This window comes from Escherichia sp. MOD1-EC6098 (genome assembly GCF_002965865.1).
In the GTDB taxonomy this organism is placed as follows: domain Bacteria; phylum Pseudomonadota; class Gammaproteobacteria; order Enterobacterales; family Enterobacteriaceae; genus Escherichia; species Escherichia marmotae.
In genome coordinates, this window is sequence record NZ_PTSN01000004.1 from 126,277 (window position 1) to 145,403 (window position 19,127).

At 48.6% G+C, this 19,127-nt stretch carries 14 protein-coding genes; 4 read left to right on the top strand and 10 right to left on the bottom strand.

Going from position 1 to position 19,127, the window contains the following annotated elements; genetic code table 11:
• Positions 1 to 219 precede the first annotated feature (219 nt).
• A complete protein-coding gene (gene gstB / locus C0K55_RS06595) occupies positions 220 to 846 on the top strand; it encodes a glutathione S-transferase GstB (protein WP_010379678.1) in 627 nt (208 codons plus the stop codon).
• On the opposite strand, the gene C0K55_RS06600 is transcribed toward gstB, so the two are convergent.
• The 3 genes from C0K55_RS06600 to C0K55_RS06610 all read right to left on the bottom strand — a co-directional run bounded on the left by C0K55_RS06600 (position 843) and on the right by C0K55_RS06610 (position 4,614).
• Complete coding sequence (locus C0K55_RS06600) at positions 843 to 1,961, bottom strand: PQQ-dependent sugar dehydrogenase (RefSeq protein WP_061090915.1); 1,119 nt, start codon at positions 1,959 to 1,961, stop codon at positions 843 to 845. The two genes, gstB and C0K55_RS06600, sit on opposite strands and share 4 nt — an antisense overlap.
• Positions 1,962 to 2,071: 110 nt before the next feature.
• Positions 2,072 to 2,455 (bottom strand): biofilm formation regulator BssR, encoded by a 384-nt coding sequence (gene bssR / locus C0K55_RS06605; RefSeq protein WP_105266186.1) that lies wholly within the window; start codon positions 2,453 to 2,455, stop codon positions 2,072 to 2,074.
• 104 nt (positions 2,456 to 2,559) lie between these two features.
• Positions 2,560 to 4,614 carry a beta-galactosidase gene (locus tag C0K55_RS06610; RefSeq protein WP_061090916.1) on the bottom strand — a complete coding sequence of 685 codons (2,055 nt, stop codon included), beginning with the start codon at positions 4,612 to 4,614 and terminating at the stop codon, positions 2,560 to 2,562.
• Positions 4,615 to 4,847: 233 nt separating this feature from the next.
• Here C0K55_RS06610 and C0K55_RS06615 point away from each other — a divergent pair, with 233 nt between their 5' ends.
• The 3 genes from C0K55_RS06615 (at position 4,848) to rimO (ending at position 8,873) form a co-directional block, all read left to right on the top strand.
• Entirely contained in the window at positions 4,848 to 5,930 is a 1,083-nt protein-coding gene (locus C0K55_RS06615) for a LacI family DNA-binding transcriptional regulator (RefSeq protein WP_000849774.1), read from the top strand.
• A 254-nt stretch (positions 5,931 to 6,184) separates the two neighbouring features.
• Entirely contained in the window at positions 6,185 to 7,420 is a 1,236-nt protein-coding gene (locus C0K55_RS06620; RefSeq protein ID WP_016248522.1) for an oligosaccharide MFS transporter, read from the top strand.
• Between the two features lie 127 nt (positions 7,421 to 7,547).
• A complete protein-coding gene (gene rimO, locus C0K55_RS06625; protein ID WP_000049369.1) occupies positions 7,548 to 8,873 on the top strand; it encodes a 30S ribosomal protein S12 methylthiotransferase RimO in 1,326 nt (441 codons plus the stop codon).
• Between the two features lie 46 nt (positions 8,874 to 8,919).
• Here the strand turns inward: rimO and C0K55_RS06630 are convergent, their stop codons facing one another.
• The 7 genes from C0K55_RS06630 to iaaA form a co-directional block, all read right to left on the bottom strand.
• A complete protein-coding gene (locus C0K55_RS06630) occupies positions 8,920 to 10,248 on the bottom strand; it encodes a GGDEF domain-containing protein (protein WP_001516061.1) in 1,329 nt (442 codons plus the stop codon).
• A gap of 7 nt (positions 10,249 to 10,255) precedes the next feature.
• Complete coding sequence (locus C0K55_RS06635) at positions 10,256 to 12,604, bottom strand: sensor domain-containing phosphodiesterase (protein ID WP_061090919.1); 2,349 nt, start codon at positions 12,602 to 12,604, stop codon at positions 10,256 to 10,258.
• A gap of 177 nt (positions 12,605 to 12,781) precedes the next feature.
• Positions 12,782 to 13,693, bottom strand: a complete 912-nt coding sequence (gene gsiD / locus C0K55_RS06640) for a glutathione ABC transporter permease GsiD (RefSeq protein WP_016248520.1) — start codon at positions 13,691 to 13,693, stop codon at positions 12,782 to 12,784.
• A 2-nt stretch (positions 13,694 to 13,695) separates the two neighbouring features.
• Positions 13,696 to 14,616: a glutathione ABC transporter permease GsiC gene (gsiC, locus tag C0K55_RS06645; protein WP_000936055.1), complete on the bottom strand. Its 921-nt coding sequence runs from the start codon at positions 14,614 to 14,616 to the stop codon at positions 13,696 to 13,698.
• Positions 14,617 to 14,633: 17 nt separating this feature from the next.
• Entirely contained in the window at positions 14,634 to 16,172 is a 1,539-nt protein-coding gene (gsiB, locus tag C0K55_RS06650; protein WP_001516057.1) for a glutathione ABC transporter substrate-binding protein GsiB, read from the bottom strand.
• Positions 16,173 to 16,191: 19 nt separating this feature from the next.
• Entirely contained in the window at positions 16,192 to 18,063 is a 1,872-nt protein-coding gene (gene gsiA / locus C0K55_RS06655; protein ID WP_010379674.1) for a glutathione ABC transporter ATP-binding protein GsiA, read from the bottom strand.
• On the bottom strand, positions 18,050 to 19,015 hold the full coding sequence (iaaA, locus tag C0K55_RS06660; protein ID WP_000513756.1) for a beta-aspartyl-peptidase: 966 nt from the start codon (positions 19,013 to 19,015) through the stop codon (positions 18,050 to 18,052). The genes gsiA and iaaA overlap by 14 nt, the downstream gene beginning before the upstream one ends.
• Between the last annotated feature and the right edge of the window lie 112 nt (positions 19,016 to 19,127).

Here is a 19,127-nt window from a genome sequence, read left to right on the forward strand (position 1 = left end):
AAAAATACGTTATATCGCCGTATGATAAGTTCGGTGATTAATAACGCACACACAAGCTTAAAGAAACCGTAAGTTGGTAAAGTTTTTAAAGTTTATGCAATATCCTGCCGCTTCGCTGCTTCTGGTGTCATTTTTTTACTCACTGTTGCTTAAAAGTTAACTTTACTTCACCATCGGAATCCTGTTCAGCCTGTGGCTGCCTGTATAAAAGGGGTGACTATGATTACGCTGTGGGGTCGGAATAATTCAACCAACGTTAAAAAAGTGTTGCTGACGCTCGAAGAACTGGAACTACCTTATGAGCAAATTTTGGCGGGTCGTGAGTTTGGGGTAAACCATGACGCCGATTTTCTGGCGATGAATCCTAACGGGCTGGTGCCGCTGTTGCGTGACGACGAAAGTAATTTAATTCTTTGGGAATCAAACGCCATTGTCCGCTACCTTGCAGCACAGTACGGGCAAAACCGTTTATGGATCGACTCACCGGCACGCCGCGCAGAAGCCGAAAAGTGGATGGACTGGGCAAACCAGACGCTCAGTAATGCCCATCGAGGGATCCTGATGGGATTGGTCAGAACGCCACCGGAAGAGCGCGATCAGGCCGCCATTGACGCCAGTTGCAAGGAATGCGACGCCCTGTTTGCCCTTCTCGATGCAGAGTTGGCGAAAGTGAAATGGTTCTCCGGCGATGCATTTGGTGTGGGCGACATTGCCATCGCGCCGTTTATCTACAATTTGTTTAACGTTGGCCTGACCTGGACACCACGTCCGAATCTGCAACGCTGGTATCAGCAACTCACCGAACGCCCCGCGGTGCGTAAAGTTGTGATGATCCCTGTTAGCTAATTATTGCGTGGGCTAACTTTGAGTAATTCTCCATTGGACTCGTCGGTCAGAACGTATAAATAACCGTCGGGTCCGCTGCGAACATCACGAATTCGCTGCCTCCTGTCCGTTAATATGCGACCATCTTCTGCCACCTTGTTGCCTTTAACGCTCATCACGATGACATTTTTATCTTTCAGCGCGCCAATAAATAATTTTTGCCGCCACTGGGGGAATTTGTCGCTGTTATAGAAGGCCATGCCGCTCACCGCCGGTGAATCCTTCCAGTAAAAAATGGGTTGTTCAGTCCCGGCGACAATTTCCCCTTTCGCTTCCGGTATTTTAAAACCTGAGTAATTCATCCCCCAGGTTGCCAGCGGCCAACCGTAGTTTTTACCTTTTTCCGGGATATTAATTTCATCGCCGCCGCGCGGACCGTGTTCATTCAACCACAGCGTATTACTCCACGGATTCATCGCCATCCCTTGCGGGTTACGAATGCCATAAGACCAGATCCCGGCTCGCACACCAGACCCCTCCACAAAGGGATTATCATCCGGGATCTCGCCCTGGTCGGTCAGGCGCACTAATTTACCCTGCAATTTATCCAGATCCTGCGCCGTCGGGCGCTGATTGTTTTCACCCAGACCAATATACAGATAGCCTTTACCATCGAATACCAGCCGCCCGCCAAAATGATTACCGGTAGAAAGTTTTGGCGTCTGGCGAAAAACGGTGCGGAAGTCCGTCACTTTTGCGAGGTCATCAGTTAAGCGGCCATAACCTACGGCAGTTCCGGCTTTACCATCATCACCGACTTCAGAAAAACTTAACCAGATACGGCGCGACTGGGCAAAATCAGGCGCTAATGCCACATCCAGCAAACCGCCCTGCCCGTGCGCCCAGACTTCCGGCACACCGGCAAGCGGCGCAGATAATCCTTTTCCTGCTTGCCAGTGGCGTAACTCGCCGCCGCGCAGGGTGATTAACATGCCGTGATTATCCGGTAAGAAGGCCAGCGCCCACGGATGGTCGAGTTTATCCTGCAGTACTTCGACATTTACCGTTTCGGGTGCCGCCCAAAGAGCGGAAGGAATACAGAGAAGGGGCACAAAGTAAAAGGATTGTCGATACATAACACCTCCGGATTGACTCTGGCTTAAAGCGTAGTCAGTCAGGGGCGTGACAAATTTATTTTTACATAAACTTAAATATGAAGGGGGAGACGCCTTCTCCCCCTTAGCTTTCAGGCCTGCTCAAGCATGGCGTGCTTCTCCAGGCTCTGGATACTCAGCGTTAAGCTCATCAGACAATTTTCAAGCTTATCGGCGTTGACGGTAATAAAAGTTGGGCAATCATGATACCCACTCATCAAACATACTGCGGCTGTCGCTAATGCTTCTTCAGCATGATGAAGAGCATTCCACTCTTCCTGATCCAGGTGAAGATTCAACCGCAGCGATTTATCGTGCAGTTCGCGATTCAGTTTAAAAAAGTTATCTCGTAGATGATTGCTTTCGTTGACGGACATGTATCCTTTGGCCTTCCTCAGTCGCACATATGCGGCGAGGTCAACTCGAGCATCGTTCAACCGATTAAGCAGATCGCTTCGCTGTCTGTCAACGAACATACTTCGATCCTCCTCTTTGCAGCCTTAGTGCAATTAAATAGTATGGCTACTTTTTGAACAAAGTGCTGTCAAGGATCAATACTTCACATCTTATTAATAATAATTTACATTATTTCTCTTTCCAGTACCTCGCATCCCCAGGGTGCCAGTTCTAATTCTTGTGAACAAGCCTTGCCTGTTTCCGCCACTCGCCATGCACCAGGAAGCACCACATTTTGTACATGAGCAGTGTAATTTTGTACAAAAACCCATTCCTGATTGCCGTCTGTCCGACGCGTTGCAATAACGCCAACAGGAAGTTCAGTCGCAAGGGCTTTTGGAAGATTAAGTGAGTTGATCAACATCGCAGCAAACGCTTGATGAAATGACGCATCATTACGCGAAGCCACATAGAAAGCACGTCCCTGTCCGACGTGATTTACCGTTAACGCAGGTGTACCTGCATAAAAATCCTCACCATAGCGCGCCAGAACCTGTGCGCCTTCGGCGTGAATAACCGCACATAATTCCCTTGCCTGCCATTTACCTTGCAATCCATAGGCATTCGGCTCGCAGATAACTTCGTTATGCTGATAATCATTAAGGCTATCGATCTCTTCAGCCCACACGCCCATCAGGTCACGCAACGGGCCAGGAAAACCGCCCAGGTGACATAAATCAGTTTCATTGACAATCCCGGACCAGTAAGTGGTGACAAAATTGCCACCAGCTTCGACATAGGCACGGGCACGATCAGCAAATCCATCGCGAACCATATAGAGCATTGGAGCGATAACTAATTGATAACCCGTAAGATCACAATCAGCGTTGATAATATCGACCGCCACCCCCTGCTCCCAGAAAGGTCGGTAATGATCCACTACCGTTTGTTCGTAATGGATACCGCAATTGCGCGGCCCGGCAGCATCATTAATCGCCCAGCGGTTTTCCCAGTCGAAAATAATGGCAACTTTAGCCTGAGTTTTCGTCCCGACCAATTGCTTAAGATGTGCCAGTCGTTGCCCTAGCTGTATAACTTCGCGCCCGGTACGCGTCTCCAGATGACCGACGTGATCAACCACCGCACCATGAAACTTCTCCACGGCTCCGCGACTCTTACGCCACTGAAAATAGTGCACGCCATCTGCGCCATGAGCGACGGCCTGTAAAGAAGAAAGAATGTTCATTCCCGGCTTTTTCAATTTGCTGGTTGGCTGCCAACTTGTCTGGCTGGGGGTGGATTCCATCAGAATGAACGGTTTATTTTTCAAGGTACGCATCAGATCGTGATACATCGCTGTTTTACAAGCTACGGCGCGTTCATCTTCCTGTTTGTGCCACATGGGATAGCTATCCCAACTTACAAAATCGACAACCTCAGCTAATGACCAGTAGTTGTAATCATTGAAATACCACATAAAATTGGTCGTCGCGGGTAACTCAGGCCGTTCTGCTTTTAGCGGCGCGACTTCCATTTGATAGAATTCTTTTACCTGCGATGTGACAAAGCGTCGCCAGTCAAGATTCAGGCCGTGGTTAGACATCTCACCTAATGGAGAAGGTGACTCAATTTGTGACCAGTCACTGTATGTATGGCTCCAGAAGCCTGTCCACCATGCCTGATTAAGTGCCTCAAGAGTGGTGTAACGAGTCTGCAACCAATGGCGAAACGCCTGTTGGCATCCGTTACAATGACACTCACCGCCATACTCATTACTGATATGCCATCCCAGAACCGCCGGATGATTCGCGTATCGCTGCGCCAGCTTACGGTTAATTTGCGTCACTTTTTCTTTATACACTGGCGAAGAAAGGCAGTGATTATGGCGACCGCCGTGAAGCATTTTCTCGCGTGACGCGCTAACTCTCAGAACCTCTGGATAACGTGCTGCAAGCCAGGCGGGTTTGGCTCCGCTCGGGGTTGCCAGGAAGACAGAGATCCCGCCAGCATGAAGTTTATCCAACACCTCATCCAGCCAGTCAAAGCGATATTCCCCCTCTGTGGGTTCCAGCATTGACCAGCTAAAGATGCCCACCGACATGGTGTTACAACCAGCCTGTTGCATCATGGCAATATCTTTCTCCAGGATCCCAGGGACATGTAACCATTGTTCCGGATTGTAATCGGCACCATGAAGTAACCACGGGGCTGTGGGGATGATCGGTGGATGCTTGTCCATGCTGACTCCTGAATTGTTTTAAACAGACAAAAAATGTTATTCGTTCACAATACTGTCATCTAGTAATTAATTGCTTCGTTATGCAAGAAGTGTCCGGTAGAAATGTGAGCAACTACGCGTTTTTCCATTCAAACAGGCTCCACGGTTTGGCAGACATGCGCTGAAATACGTGAGCGTGATACGTATGACATTCACTGCGGTATACTGTGACAAATCTTTTAGCCGGGGCGAATATGAAAACCAAAGCTGCAACCCTTGCCGATGTTGCTCGTCATGCCAATGTTTCTTATCAGACAGTGTCGCGGGTGCTTAACAATTCAGCGAACGTGTCTGCCAAAACACGTCAAAAAATTGAACAAGCCATTGCCGAACTGAAGTACGTTCCAAATCGCGTAGCTCAACAGTTGGTAGGGAAAGAGAGCAAAACGGTGGGGCTGGTCACCACCTCACTCGCCCTACATGCCCCTTCACAAATTGCGGCGGCGGTAAAAAAATATGCCGGGGAGCAGGGATATCAGGTGCTGATATCGATGATTGATGATGTTGATATTAAAGGTATTCAGGCTGCAGTTAATGACTTAAAAGCACAACGGGTAACAAAGATTATTATCAACGCCCCCCTGGAAACGGCATTGGCTGAAACTCTGGTTGCTGAAAACAGTGATGTATTGTGTCTGTTTCTCGACGTGGACCCTTATAGCCCGGTGTTTAACGTCACCTTTAATCCCGCAGAAGGTGCACGCGCCAGCGTAAAATATCTTTACGACTTGGGGCATCGTCAATTTTGCTTGATCTCTGGCCCTGAAAATTCAGTACCGGCGCGGTTACGACTCAATACCTGGCGCGATACCCTCGCCTCACTCCAACTGACACCGCTGGCCATACATTACGGTAGCTGGGACGCTCAAAGCGGCTATCTGGCGACATTACAGATGCTACGTGAAACGCCACAGGCGACCGCTCTTCTGATCGCGAACGATCAGATGGCGTTGGGTGCGTTAAGCGCCTTACATCAACAAAAACGTAAAATCCCGCAGGATATTTCTGTCATTGGCTATGACGACACCTATGAGAGTGCGTTTTTTGAACCTTCACTGACGACCGTCGCAATCGACTTTGATTTGCAAGGGAAAATTGCCGTTCAACAAATTTTACAGCCGGACGATGCACAAGCTATGCTCCGCTCTTCAACCATCCTTCCCAGCCGTCTGGTCGTGCGTAATTCTGCTGGCCCTCTGCACTCACCACAGGCTGATCTGATGAATATTGCCGAACACCTTCGCACGCTGGCAGATGAGCTAACACGCAAGGCATAAAAGTAATACGTTCTCATAAAGAAGATTTAGTGATCCATTTCGCTAAATCTTTTTTATTATCAGCAATAAATGTGATGTAAATCTCAAACATTCGTTTAACACATTGCCTAATCATCAATGTCAGGGCCAGAGTAAAAATGAAATTGTTAACGTATGACATTTCCGGAGATGCATACCAAAACAATAACCAGTAAGCACAGCTAATGCCTGTGCCAACGGTAAATGACCCAACGCCAGTGATTGAGGATATGGCTATGTTATTGCCCGGTAAACGTAATTATATTTTGCTCAGTATTTTCGATTTTCTGTACCTCTTCGCCTGGTCGGCAACGATGGCATTTTTTGTCATATGGACGACACAGCATCTGGAAATTACCGCCACACGCACAGGATTACTTTATTCCGTTAATGCTTTCATTGCGTTATTGATGCAGCCGTTCTTCGGTTTCATCTCCGATAAATTTGGTCTTAAGAAACAACTTATCTGGCTCCTCGTCGCATTATTACTTCCCGTAGGCCCATTCTTTATTTATGTGTATGCCCCGCTTCTGGTTCATAACTTCTGGCTGGGCGCTGTTTTGGGTGGCGTTTACCTGGGGATCATTTTTAATTCTGGCTGTGGCGTTCTGGATTCCTGGATAGATAAAGTTTCGCGTCGTTATCATTTTGAATATGGTCGCGTAAGGATGTGGGGCTCTCTGGGATGGGCCGCCGCCGCGTGGATTGTTGGTAAATATATTGATACCAACCCTAATCTCTCTTTCTGGCTGGCAAGCTGCGCCATTGTGATCGCCGCAATCTGCTTTATGTTTACCAAAATCGAACTTACCGAGGCCGAAATTGAAAAAACCAATTCGCTGAAAGCCATCCATGCCCTTGAGCTGGCAAAAAATAGTCAGTTCTGGTTTTTATTGATGTTCACTCTGTTCGTAACACAAATTTATGACACCTACGATCAACAGTTCGCACAGTATTTTTCGCTGCAATTTCCGACACCAGAAGAAGGCAATCGCTGGTACGGAATTCTGGCTTCTGTTCAGGTCTGCGGAGAAACCTTATTTCTCTGCCTGATGCCGTGGTTTGTTAACCGCACTGGTGCAAAATGGGCGTTAGTGATTGCCGGAACCATTATGTCGTTACGCATTGCCGGTTCTGCAATCCAACTGGGACCGGTGTGGATTGCAGCCGTTAAAATGATGCACGCCATCGAAAAACCACTGATCCTGGTGTCTGTGTTTAAATTTATCGCGGCTAACTTTGATCATAAACTCTCTTCAACGGTCTACCTGCTAGTGCTTTTTGTGGCATCCATCGCCACAGCAATCTATTCACCCATTGCAGGCTATCTGTATGACACCATTGGCTTTGCTGAAACCTATCTAATCCTGGGGGCTATTGCCGGTTGCTTCACACTTATTTCGGTCTTTACGCTGCGGGACAAATCCAGCAGCCAGCCTACGGAGACGCTAACTGAAAATTCTGTAGCATGATCCTCATTTGCGCCCCTTTATTTGGGGCGCTTTCCTCACCGGTTGACCAGATTGCGATACAAATTTTATCCAGAACTCTGTAGAATCCCTGCCCTGACCTTTCCTGTAACTGAATATTTTTTAAGCTATGAGCAAAGTAACTCCCCAGCCGAAAATCGGCTTTGTTTCCCTCGGCTGTCCGAAAAACCTCGTCGATTCAGAGCGCATTCTGACTGAACTGCGCACTGAAGGTTATGATGTAGTACCGAGCTATGACGACGCAGATATGGTGATCGTCAACACCTGCGGCTTTATTGACAGTGCGGTGCAAGAATCACTGGAAGCCATTGGCGAAGCGTTGAATGAAAACGGCAAGGTAATTGTGACCGGTTGTCTGGGGGCGAAAGAAGATCAAATCCGCGAAGTCCATCCAAAAGTGCTGGAAATCACCGGCCCTCATAGCTACGAGCAGGTTCTGGAACACGTTCATCACTACGTGCCAAAACCGAAACACAACCCATTCCTGAGCCTGGTGCCGGAGCAAGGTGTTAAGCTGACACCGCGTCATTATGCTTATCTGAAGATTTCCGAAGGCTGTAACCATCGTTGCACCTTCTGCATTATTCCGTCTATGCGCGGCGATCTGGTGAGCCGCCCGATTGGCGAAGTGTTAAGTGAAGCGAAACGTCTGGTTGATGCGGGTGTTAAAGAGATTCTGGTGATCTCCCAGGATACTTCCGCGTATGGTGTTGATGTAAAACACCGCACTGGCTTCCACAACGGCGAACCGGTAAAAACCAGCATGGTCAGCCTGTGCGAACAGCTATCAAAACTGGGGATCTGGACGCGCCTGCACTACGTTTACCCTTACCCGCATGTGGATGACGTCATCCCGTTGATGGCAGAAGGCAAAATTCTGCCATATCTGGATATTCCGTTACAGCACGCCAGCCCGCGCATTCTCAAACTGATGAAGCGTCCGGGTTCTGTAGATCGCCAACTGGCGCGCATTAAACAGTGGCGCGAAATTTGCCCGGAACTGACACTGCGCTCAACCTTTATTGTCGGCTTCCCTGGCGAGACGGAAGAAGATTTCCAGATGCTGCTCGATTTCCTGAAAGAAGCTCGTCTGGATCGCGTTGGTTGCTTTAAATACAGCCCGGTTGAAGGTGCTGATGCCAATGCCCTGCCTGACCAGGTTCCGGAAGAAGTGAAAGAAGAACGCTGGAACCGCTTCATGCAACTGCAACAGCAGATTTCCGCCGAGCGTCTGCAGGAGAAGGTGGGTCGTGAAATTCTGGTGATCATCGACGAAGTGGACGAAGAAGGCGCGATTGGCCGCAGTATGGCAGATGCACCGGAAATCGACGGCGCAGTTTATCTCAATGGTGAAACCAACGTTAAGCCGGGTGATATTGTGCGTGTGAAAGTCGAACACGCCGATGAGTACGATTTGTGGGGTAGTCGGGTTTAATTAATGTCAGGCCGGGCAAATTACCCGCCCGGCCTGCTAATAAGCATTATTGCCAGCTAATCTGCGCCCTGCCGTTTTTCTTACTTTTATACAGCCGCTCATCTGCCAGCATTTTCAGCCGTTCAACGGTAGTACATTCATTTGAATGCGCCACGCCGATACTGGTGCTTAAGTTAATGCTCCCCACCTGGAAATGGACGATTTCTTTTAGTATTGATAGCAACTCTTCCAGAGTACCACCAGTATAAATCACCGCAAATTCGTCGCCGCCAAAGCGGTAGACTTTGCCTTTATCTACCGGAATCTGTGATTTGAGAATTTTCACTACCTTCATCAACACTTCATCGCCCAGCAAATGCCCGAAGGTATCGTTAATGTTTTTGAATTTATCGACGTCAAACAGGCACAAATAGCCACCTTTTTCCGGCAGGGCTTTTAAATCTTCATCAAAAGATTTTCTGCCCATTGCTTTCGTCAGGTCATCAAGAAACGCTGAGTTATACATGCTGTAGAGTTTTTTGACATCCGCCGCCGAGAAGAAAAGCCCACCATCCAGCACGCGGTCAAAATGGTTATTAATGATAGCTTCTTTCTCAACGATGCCGCGATTAATGACTCTGCGTACCAGATACATGCAACTTATCCCCGATATCGCTGCCACTAATGCGGCAAAGAAAATAATTAAAGTACAAACCTGAAAATAGACATCCTTCTTATAAGCAAAGACATACAACCCCGTTGGTAAATAAGTGAAGTGTTCCATCGCTTCCGAAACAGTAAAGATGGCATTTTTCGCGTTATATTCATCCCCAACAACTGGCTTGCCACCTTTGAATAAAGAGAACATCAGGTTCTCGCTATCCATTGCCAGCGACTTTGAGAGTAACGAAAATCGTTCCAGCCCAAGCAAAAATATCAGACTGCGGTTGTGAGTAACCGGATAGAGATAATAGACGAAGGTTTTACCGTCAAAAGAGATAAACCCCGTATTTTTGACATGCCGATACTTAACAACCTGCATAATATCTGCACAATAATTTTTTTCATACTCCTTAACCTGAATACACTCGTCGCTGGAAATCAGATAAGGACCAACATCATACAAATAAGAAGGTGAAACCGAGTCAGCGTAAGCTGTGCGCAAGCCAACCAACAGTTGTTCTTCAGTCGGATTAAGCGTGTTAATGAGATCTATTGACACACTGCGCCGATATTCGGCAATATTTGCCACCGCAAAAGCAGTATCAATAACGGACTGTTTCAGGCCATACACCCGTTCTTTTACCATCTGGGTATAGATCCCGCAGGCAACTGCTGAAATCATGATAAAAATCAGCAGACTGACTGTAAGTACGAATTTATTGATTCTGGACATACCTAAACTACTCTTTTACTAACTTTCCACTTTTGTCCCAGGCAGAGAATGGCAACGGCTTCTGATATAGATACCCCTGGGCCTGAACACACCCTAATTTGATTAATTCACGCGCAACCTCTTCGCTCTCAACACCTTCTGCAATTACCGGAATCCGGTTATAGCGGGCCAGGTCGAAGATAATGCGTACAATTTTTCCCGCAGTACCGAAAATATCGCCGGTAAATTGCGAGTCTACTTTTATGCTGTCAGGATTAATTTCATAAAAACGCTTCAGGTTTGACAAACCTGTACCAAAGTCATCAATCGATATCCGTACTCCTTGTTGACGCAGTTGTTCAATATTGAGATAAAAATGTTCATTAATACGTTCAATCACTGTTTCAGTGATCTCAATACAGATGCTATTCGCTTTCAGCTCATGTTCTTCCATAATAGCTGTAAAACGCGCATGAAAGTGTGGCTCGTTTAACTGCCATGGCGAAACATTAATATGCAGTAAGAAACCTTCCTGCAGTTCCGCACGCTGGCTAAAATGTCTGAATTCCCCCATCGCCGTTTTAATAATTTGATAACCCAGTTCATTGATAAAACCGATATCTTCAGCGATAGCAATAAACTTCAGCGGCGAGATTATCCCCCGCTCTGCTGAAACCCAGCGGCACAGCGCCTCAGCTCCCAGAATGTCGCGGGTATTAATATCAACAATCGGTTGATAGACCAAAAATAGCTCGCCTTTTTCCATTGCATTACGGATATTGCGCGCAATCCAGATATTTTCTTCAATTTCTCTGAGTTTCTCATCATCACAGAAAATAAATTCAGAGAACATATGATCGCGGATACTGGAAATCGCCAGTTTTAGTTTTTCTGCGTAGCTCCAGGCATTTTCGCCTTTCAGAGGTTCACAAATGGCAGATTTATGTATACGCAGATTGCGGTAGCCAAAGCTACTGTCGAAATCGTTTATCATCGCGATCTTATGGGTAAAAATCTCTACATTTTCCCGACACAATAATAAATAGAGATCGGCATTGAATGTCACAATATCGCAACATTGCGCGTATTTCTCGGCAATTTGCTGACACAGTTTCCTGACGATTTTGTTGCGTTCCTCAACGCCAAACACCGCTTCGACAGCTTCCAGTCCGCACAGTTTGATGATCCCAACGGCCAGATACTGATTATTGTTTGACTCAATAATCGCCATATTTTTGATAAAACCGCTTTCCTGATCGTAGGAGATCAGCGAGAGCAATTTATTTGAACGCTCAACTTCTGCATCTTTCATTTCCGCGATCGAATTTTTGATGCTGATAATCTCTTTTGCATCGCCTTCACGAATTTTCAGTGCCTGCATTTGATCCGCAGAGTCGGGTAAAAATTCCAGCGTATTGACCAGCGTTGTCATTTCGGAAAATTGTCGACGGAACACACGGGTGGTCATTAAGTAAACCACCAGCAATACGATAATAATGAAAGCAAATGGTAAATAAAAGAGTTTGTCTGATGCGTTAAATAAATCCCCCGTAGGATAATAAAAATAGATATCGAACAATGGATTATTAGGAACTGCCGATTTCCTTGCGATATATTCTATATCAACAGAATCAATAATATTATAACTATCTTCGCTATTATAAATAATCAATTTTTCGCGAGCGAGTTGATTCTTGGCAATGATTTCATGACCTTGTTTCAGAAACAGGACTTCATCCGTTGCGCTGATTTGATCAAGGTATTCGTTCAGATATCGCCAATTTAAATCGACGTGAATTTTATCAACAGCCAGCAAATCACGATCTTTGCCGTTAATTCGTAGCGTAAAAGAAATACATTTTTTACCCGGGCGATCAAAGCAATTGTATGCCGGATTCCAGCTACTGTCAGAGCCATCCGAGGATACAGACCACGGACGTTGCGACGGGTTAAAATCGGAAAAAATAACGCGCCCCGCCTCATCGATAAGCGGCCCATTAACCTTTTCCTGATGATAAACAACGATTTTATCGTTCGCCCGCCGCGAAAAGAGATAATATTTATTATTATCCAGCACCAGTCCCACTGAATCTAAAAATGGCATCATTTCCATTTTCAGAATAACAGCACGTTTAATCTCCTCACTGTTTTTCAACAAATAGAGTGAGTCTTTTAACGTCAGGGCCGAACGTTCAATATCTTTAAAGAAATAGCCAACGTTTTTTTGAATAAGTTCAAAGCGGCTATCGGCACGTTTTACCGCACGTTCCGATACCAACTGATAGTTAATGATGAAAAAAAGACCAATAAATGACAGCGCAGCCAATAAAAATAAAATTATCAGCCTTATCTTTATCTTTTCGTATAAACTCAGAATGTTAATACATTTAACAAAATAACTGCCAGTACGCTGTGCCGCTGCATAAATAGTTCCCCACAGCGACTTTTTAACTAAATGACCAGATTCTACAAAATCAGCAAAAAGTTACAACACTTGCTTCAGGCAATAATTTCCTGCGAGGTGATAACCCTTTCAAGCAATATTCAACCGTGATTATCCTTTAATTTTGGGGTCCAGCGCATCGCGTAAACCATCGCCCAGCAAGTTGAAAGCCAGCACGGTCAGAAAAATGGCCAGTGCCGGAAAAACCGCCACATGCGGCGCGATAACCATATCCGCTCTCGCTTCATTGAGCATCGCCCCCCACTCTGGCGTCGGCGGCTGCGCGCCAAGGCCGAGAAACGACAGGCTGGCGGCGGAAATAATCGAGGTGCCAATACGCATGGTGAAGAACACGACGATGGAAGAGACTGTCCCCGGTAAGATATGACGCAACAAAATAGTCACATCGCTGGCACCAATACTGCGTGCTGATTCAATAAAGGTTTGCTGTTTCAACACTAGTGTGTTGCCGCGCACCAATCGGGCAAACGCCGGAATGGAAAAGATAGCGACGGCGATAATCACGTTAGCAATGCCACTTCCCAACACCGCGACAACAGCGATAGCCAGCAAAATACCGGGAAACGCAAACAGCACATCGCAAATGCGCATGATCAGTCGGTCCCACCAGCCTTCATAATATCCTGCCAGCAAGCCCAGCAACGTCCCAATCGCCGCACCAATAAACACCGCAAATACGCCAGCCGCCAGCGAGATTTGCGCCCCCACCAGGACACGGCTGAAAATGTCGCGCCCCAGTGAATCGACGCCAAACCAGTGCTGCAAAGAGGGGCCGTTATTCAGGTTGTCATAGTCAAAATAATTTTCGGCGTCATAAGGAGCGATCCAGCGCGCCAAAACAGCCACTATAATCAATAAGATAACGAACAATGCGGCGCTCATCGCCATATGCTGACGACGAAAACGCCGCCAGAACTCATGCCACGGTGTACGTACCAGGTCAGGTTTTACCAGTGGCATAGCGTTTAACACCGCCTGACGTCGCCAGTTAAATAATCGCATCCTTACTTGTACCTGATAGCCGGGTTAATGGCAGCGTAAAGCACATCCACCACTAAGTTGATAAGAATAAATTCCAGCGAGAAAAGCATAATTTCTGCCTGAATCACCGGGTAATCACGCATTTCTACCGAATCGACCAGTAAACGTCCAAGTCCGGGCCAGTTAAAGACTTTCTCCACGACAATGGAGCCGCCGAGCAAGAAGCCAAACTGTAAGCCCATCATGGTAACCACCGGGATCATCGCATTACGTAACCCATGTTTGAGGATGACCCAGGTTTCGCTCACCCCTTTCGCCCTCGCGGTACGCATATAATCTTCACTTAAGACATCGACAAATGAAGCACGGGTAAAACGCGCCATCACCGCCGCCACCGCTGCGCCAAGTGTCAGGGAGGGTAAAATGTAGTGCTGCCAACTGTCTGCACCAACAGTCGGCAGCCACCCCAACTCAACGGAGAACACCTGAATCAAAAGCATCCCCAGAGCAAATGCCGGGAAGGAAATCCCCGATACCGCGATGGTCATGCTCAATCGATCCGGCCAACGGTTACGCCAGACGGCGGCCACAATCCCCGCCGCCATACCAAATATCACCGCCCAAACCATACTGGTAATAGTCAGCCACAATGTAGGCATGAAGCGGCTGGCAATCTCATCGGCAACCGGACGACGCGACACCATCGACAGACCAAAATCCCCCTGTACGGCGTTGCTGATGTAGTGCCAGAACTGGTAATACAGCGGCTGATCCAGCCCCAGTTGCTGGCGCACCAGTTCGATAACCTGAGCATCTGCTTCGGGGCCGGCAATCAATCGCGCCGGATCGCCGGGCAGCATATGGACAAATAAAAACACCAGCACCGAGACGATAAACAGCGTTGGGATCAATCCCAGTAAGCGTTTGATAACGTAATTAAGCATTCCACTCCCTGCGTTGCTTATTGCAAATCCGCGTCTTCAAAGCTAAAGCCTGTATCTGGCATGATCCAAAAACCGGTCAGGTTTTTACTGTGTGCCGACACCAGTTTTTCTACCACCAGCGGGATCCACGGCGATTCTTGCCAGATGATATCCTGCGCCGCCTTATACAAGCGTGCCTTTTCCGCCGGATCGTTGGTTTTCAGTGCCTGAGCAAGGTCTTCATCCACCTGCTTATTGCTGTAAAACGCGGTATTAAACAGCGTCGGTGGCCAGTTCTGCGAAGCAAACAGCGGCGAAAGCGCCCAGTCAGCTTCGCCGGTCGATGCCGACCACCCCGTGTAGAACATCCGCACATTGCTCTCTTTCTGCCCTTTTCCTTCCACTTCCGCCGCCCGTTGTCCGGCATCCATCGCCGTCACCTGGGCTTTAATCCCTACCTGCGCTAACTGCTGCTGGGTAAATTGCAGCACTTTCTGCGCGGTGCTGTGGTTATGTGATGACCACAGCGTGGTACTGAAACCGTTGGGATACCCCGCCTCTTTCAGTAACTCACGTGCTTTAGCCGGATTGTAAGGCCACGGTTGATAACTTTGCGCGTAGGCAATACTCGGAGGTACAACACCGGTAGCTGGCGTTGCATATCCTGCAAATGCCACCTTAACCAGCGCCTGACGGTTGATGGCGTAATTCAGCGCCTCACGCACTTTCGGATTATCGAACGGCTTTTGCGTCACGTTCATGCTGATATAACGCTGCATAATCGACGGACTGGCCATCAGCTCGATATTTTTGTTCTTCTCCAGTAACGCGGCTTGTTCATAAGGAATAGGGAAAGCAAACTGCGCTTCACCGGTTTGCAACATTGCCGCCCGGGTATTGTTGTCCGCCACCGGACGCCAGGTAATGCTGTCCAGTTTGGGCAGACCGGGCTGCCAGTAACCCGCAAATTTCTTCACTTTCACAAAATCGGTCTGATTCCAGGTATCCAACGCATACGGCCCGGTTCCGACCGGATGAAAGCCGATCTCTTTACCATATTTTTCCAGTGCCGCAGGTGAAATCATTGCTGTCGCCGGATGAGCGAGAATATTAATAAACGCGGAAAACGGCTGTTTGAGCGTAATCTTCACCGTTGTCGGATCGACCGCTTCAGTTTTGGCAATATTTTTGTACAAGTTATAGCGTTTAAGATGATTCGCCGGATCGCTGGCTCGATCCAGATTCGCTTTTACCGCCGCAGCGTTGAAGTCAGTGCCGTCCTGGAACTTAATCCCTTCGCGCAATTTCACGGTGTAAGTGAGGCCGTCATCAGAGACGGTATAACTCTCTGCCAGCACATTTTTCAGCTTCATCTCTTTATCCAGACCGAACAGCCCCTGATAAAACGATTTCGCCACAGCCTGCGATAACGTGTCATTCGCGTCATACGGATCGAGCGTGGTGAAGTTCGACCCCACCGCCACAACCACATCTTTGGCAGCGAATGCACAAGATGCCATCAACGCTGTGGCAATGCCCAGCGCCACTAACCCACTACGGTGTACAGCTCTTGCCATTTTATTCTCCGCCTGAACGTTATCTACGCATGAATGCGTATTCTGATTGTGGTTGTGCGACGTAATGCCCCGGTCCGACGCATTGTAACGAGACGGTGGCAACCTCTTCGCCACGCAGATGAATATTGCTGGGAAGATCGTCCGACAACAGTACGCGCCGTGGTCGCAGTCGGGACGGTTCCGCCACCGGAACTGCCGCCAGTAATTTACGCGTATAAGGGTGCTGCGGATTTTCAAATATCGCGCGCCGTGGGCCAATCTCAACGATTTGCCCGAGATACATCACCGCCACGCGATGACTGATCCGCTCCACGACTGCCATATCGTGGGAGATAAATAGATACGCGATACCGAAATCACGCTGAAGATCAAGCAACAGGTTGATAATTTGCCCGCGAATAGAAACATCCAGCGCCGACACGGCTTCATCGGCAATAATCACTTTCGGATTCAGCGCCAACGCACGGGCAATGCAGATGCGCTGACGCTGACCACCAGAAAACTCATGCGGGTAACGCCATGCGTGTTCAGGTAACAGGCCAACGCGCTCCAGCAACCACGCAACGCGTGCAGCAGCTTCTTTACCCTGCAATAAACCGTGTACGCGCAGCGGTTCGATAATCGAATCACCGATGGTCTGGCGAGGATCCAGCGAGGCGTAAGGATCCTGAAAAATAAACTGGATATTGCGGCGCAACGACTGAAGTTTACCGGGCGAGAGAGTATCGATTCGCTGACCGTTAAAGATAATTTCGCCGCTCTGCGATTCGACCAGACGCAACAGCGCCCGTCCGGTAGTGGATTTACCGCTGCCAGACTCGCCCACCAGCGACAGCGTTTCACCAGGCCTGAGATCAAAACTGACTTTCTCAACGGCGTGCACTTCTCGCGTTACGCGATTCAACAACCCGCTACGCAAAGGGAAACGGGTAACCAGATTACGCACCTGTAAAACAGGTTCGCCATCCACCACCGTTTTCTGTTCGACAGGACTTTCCTGTTTAGCCGGATGTTCAAGTGATATCAGCGGAAAACGACGGGGATAATCTTGCCCTTTCATCGCGCCGAGCTGCGGAACAGCAGCCAGCAGTGCACGGGTATAGGGGTGCTGCGGCGCATGAAATATCTGTTCGACGCTGCCCGTTTCAACCGCCTCGCCCTGATACATCACCAGCACCCGATCGGCAATCTCTGCCACCACGCCCATATCGTGAGTGATAAAGATGACGCCCATCGACATCTCTTTTTGCAATACTTTGATTAATTGCAGGATCTGCGCCTGGATGGTGACATCCAGCGCGGTGGTCGGCTCATCGGCAATCAGCACCGCCGGGCGACATGACAGTGCCATTGCGATCATGACCCGCTGGCGCATCCCTCCGGAGAGTTGATGGGGATAACGTGAAAGAATGGTTTGAGCTTCCGGAATGCGAACCTGATCCAGCATCCGCTTCGCCTCCACCATCGCTTCTTCACGACTGGCATTTTGATGCAAACGGATAGACTCAGCAATCTGCTCACCCACAGTAAATACCGGGTTTAGCGACGTCATCGGCTCCTGGAAAATCATCGCTATATCTGCGCCGCGTATATGCTGCATTTGCCCGGAGCTCTGCGTACTAAGCTCAATCACCTCATGGCTGCGCCGCCGCAACAGCATTTTATCGCACTGTACCAAACCGCCCGCCTGTTCCAGCAGACGCATCAACGCCAGTGCTGTAACTGACTTGCCGGAACCGGATTCGCCAACAATCGCCAGCGTCTCGCCGCGTTGCAGACTAAAAGAGAGGCCGCGAACCGCAGCCATTTTCTGCAGGTCTTGTATAAAGGCAATATTGAGGTTCTCAACCGCCAGCACATCACCGGCATCAAGCTCATCACTGTGTGGCAACGGTGTCCCCTTTTTCACGGTAGATACCGGTGGTTGGCGTATCGCCTGCATAGCCCCAGGCGCGATACATTCCTTCGGTGTTAAACGGTAACGCGACGTTACCTTCATGATCGATAGCGATTAAACCACCACTGCCATCAAGCGCAGGGAGTTTTTCCATCACTACCCGCTCGCAGGCTTCCGCGAGACTTAAACCGCCGTAATCCATTAACGCAGCGATGTCATATGCCGCCAGCGTACGAATGAAGACTTCGCCCGTACCGGTACAAGAAACCGCCACGCTGGCGTTATTGGCGTAGCACCCGGCACCGACAAGCGGGCTGTCACCGACCCGACCGGGTAATTTGTTAGTCATTCCCCCCGTGGACGTGGCTGCCGCCAGGTTGCCGTATTGATCCAACGCCACAGCGCCCACAGTGCCCATTTTCTGTTTTTCATCCAGCGGTGCGTCGCTATGGTCGAGGATCATTTCCCCTTCCTCACGCGCCGCCATCAGTTGTTCATAACGCAAAGGCGTGGAAAAGATCTCCGGCGAGACGCGTTCCATGTCATGAGCAAAAGCAAAATTTTCCGCTCCTTCGCCAATCATCATCACATGCGGGCTTTGCTCCATCACCAGACGGGCAGCAAGAATCGGATTGCGCAGATGACTGACGCCCGCGACCGCACCGGCTTTCAGGGTGTTACCATCCATCACACAGGCATCCAGCTCATGAGTTTCATCACGGGTGAAGACAGCACCAATACCGGCGTTAAATAGTGGGCACTCTTCCAGCAAGCGCACAGCTTCTGTTACCACATCCAGCGCACTTTCGCCCGCTTCAAGCATTTTCTGCCCGGTTTCAACAATGGCAGACAGCGCCTCAATGTAGCGTAATTCCTGTTGCAGACTCATCTGCGCGCGGCTAATTGCGCCTGCGCCACCGTGAATTGCAATGACTGCTTTGCCCATAGTTTTCGTCCATTAAAGGGTGGCTCGCCACTTTTGCTATAAATATCAGAATTTTTATGAATTACTCATTCAATTTTTGAATATAGAAAGATGTATATGGCATGTAAAGGCA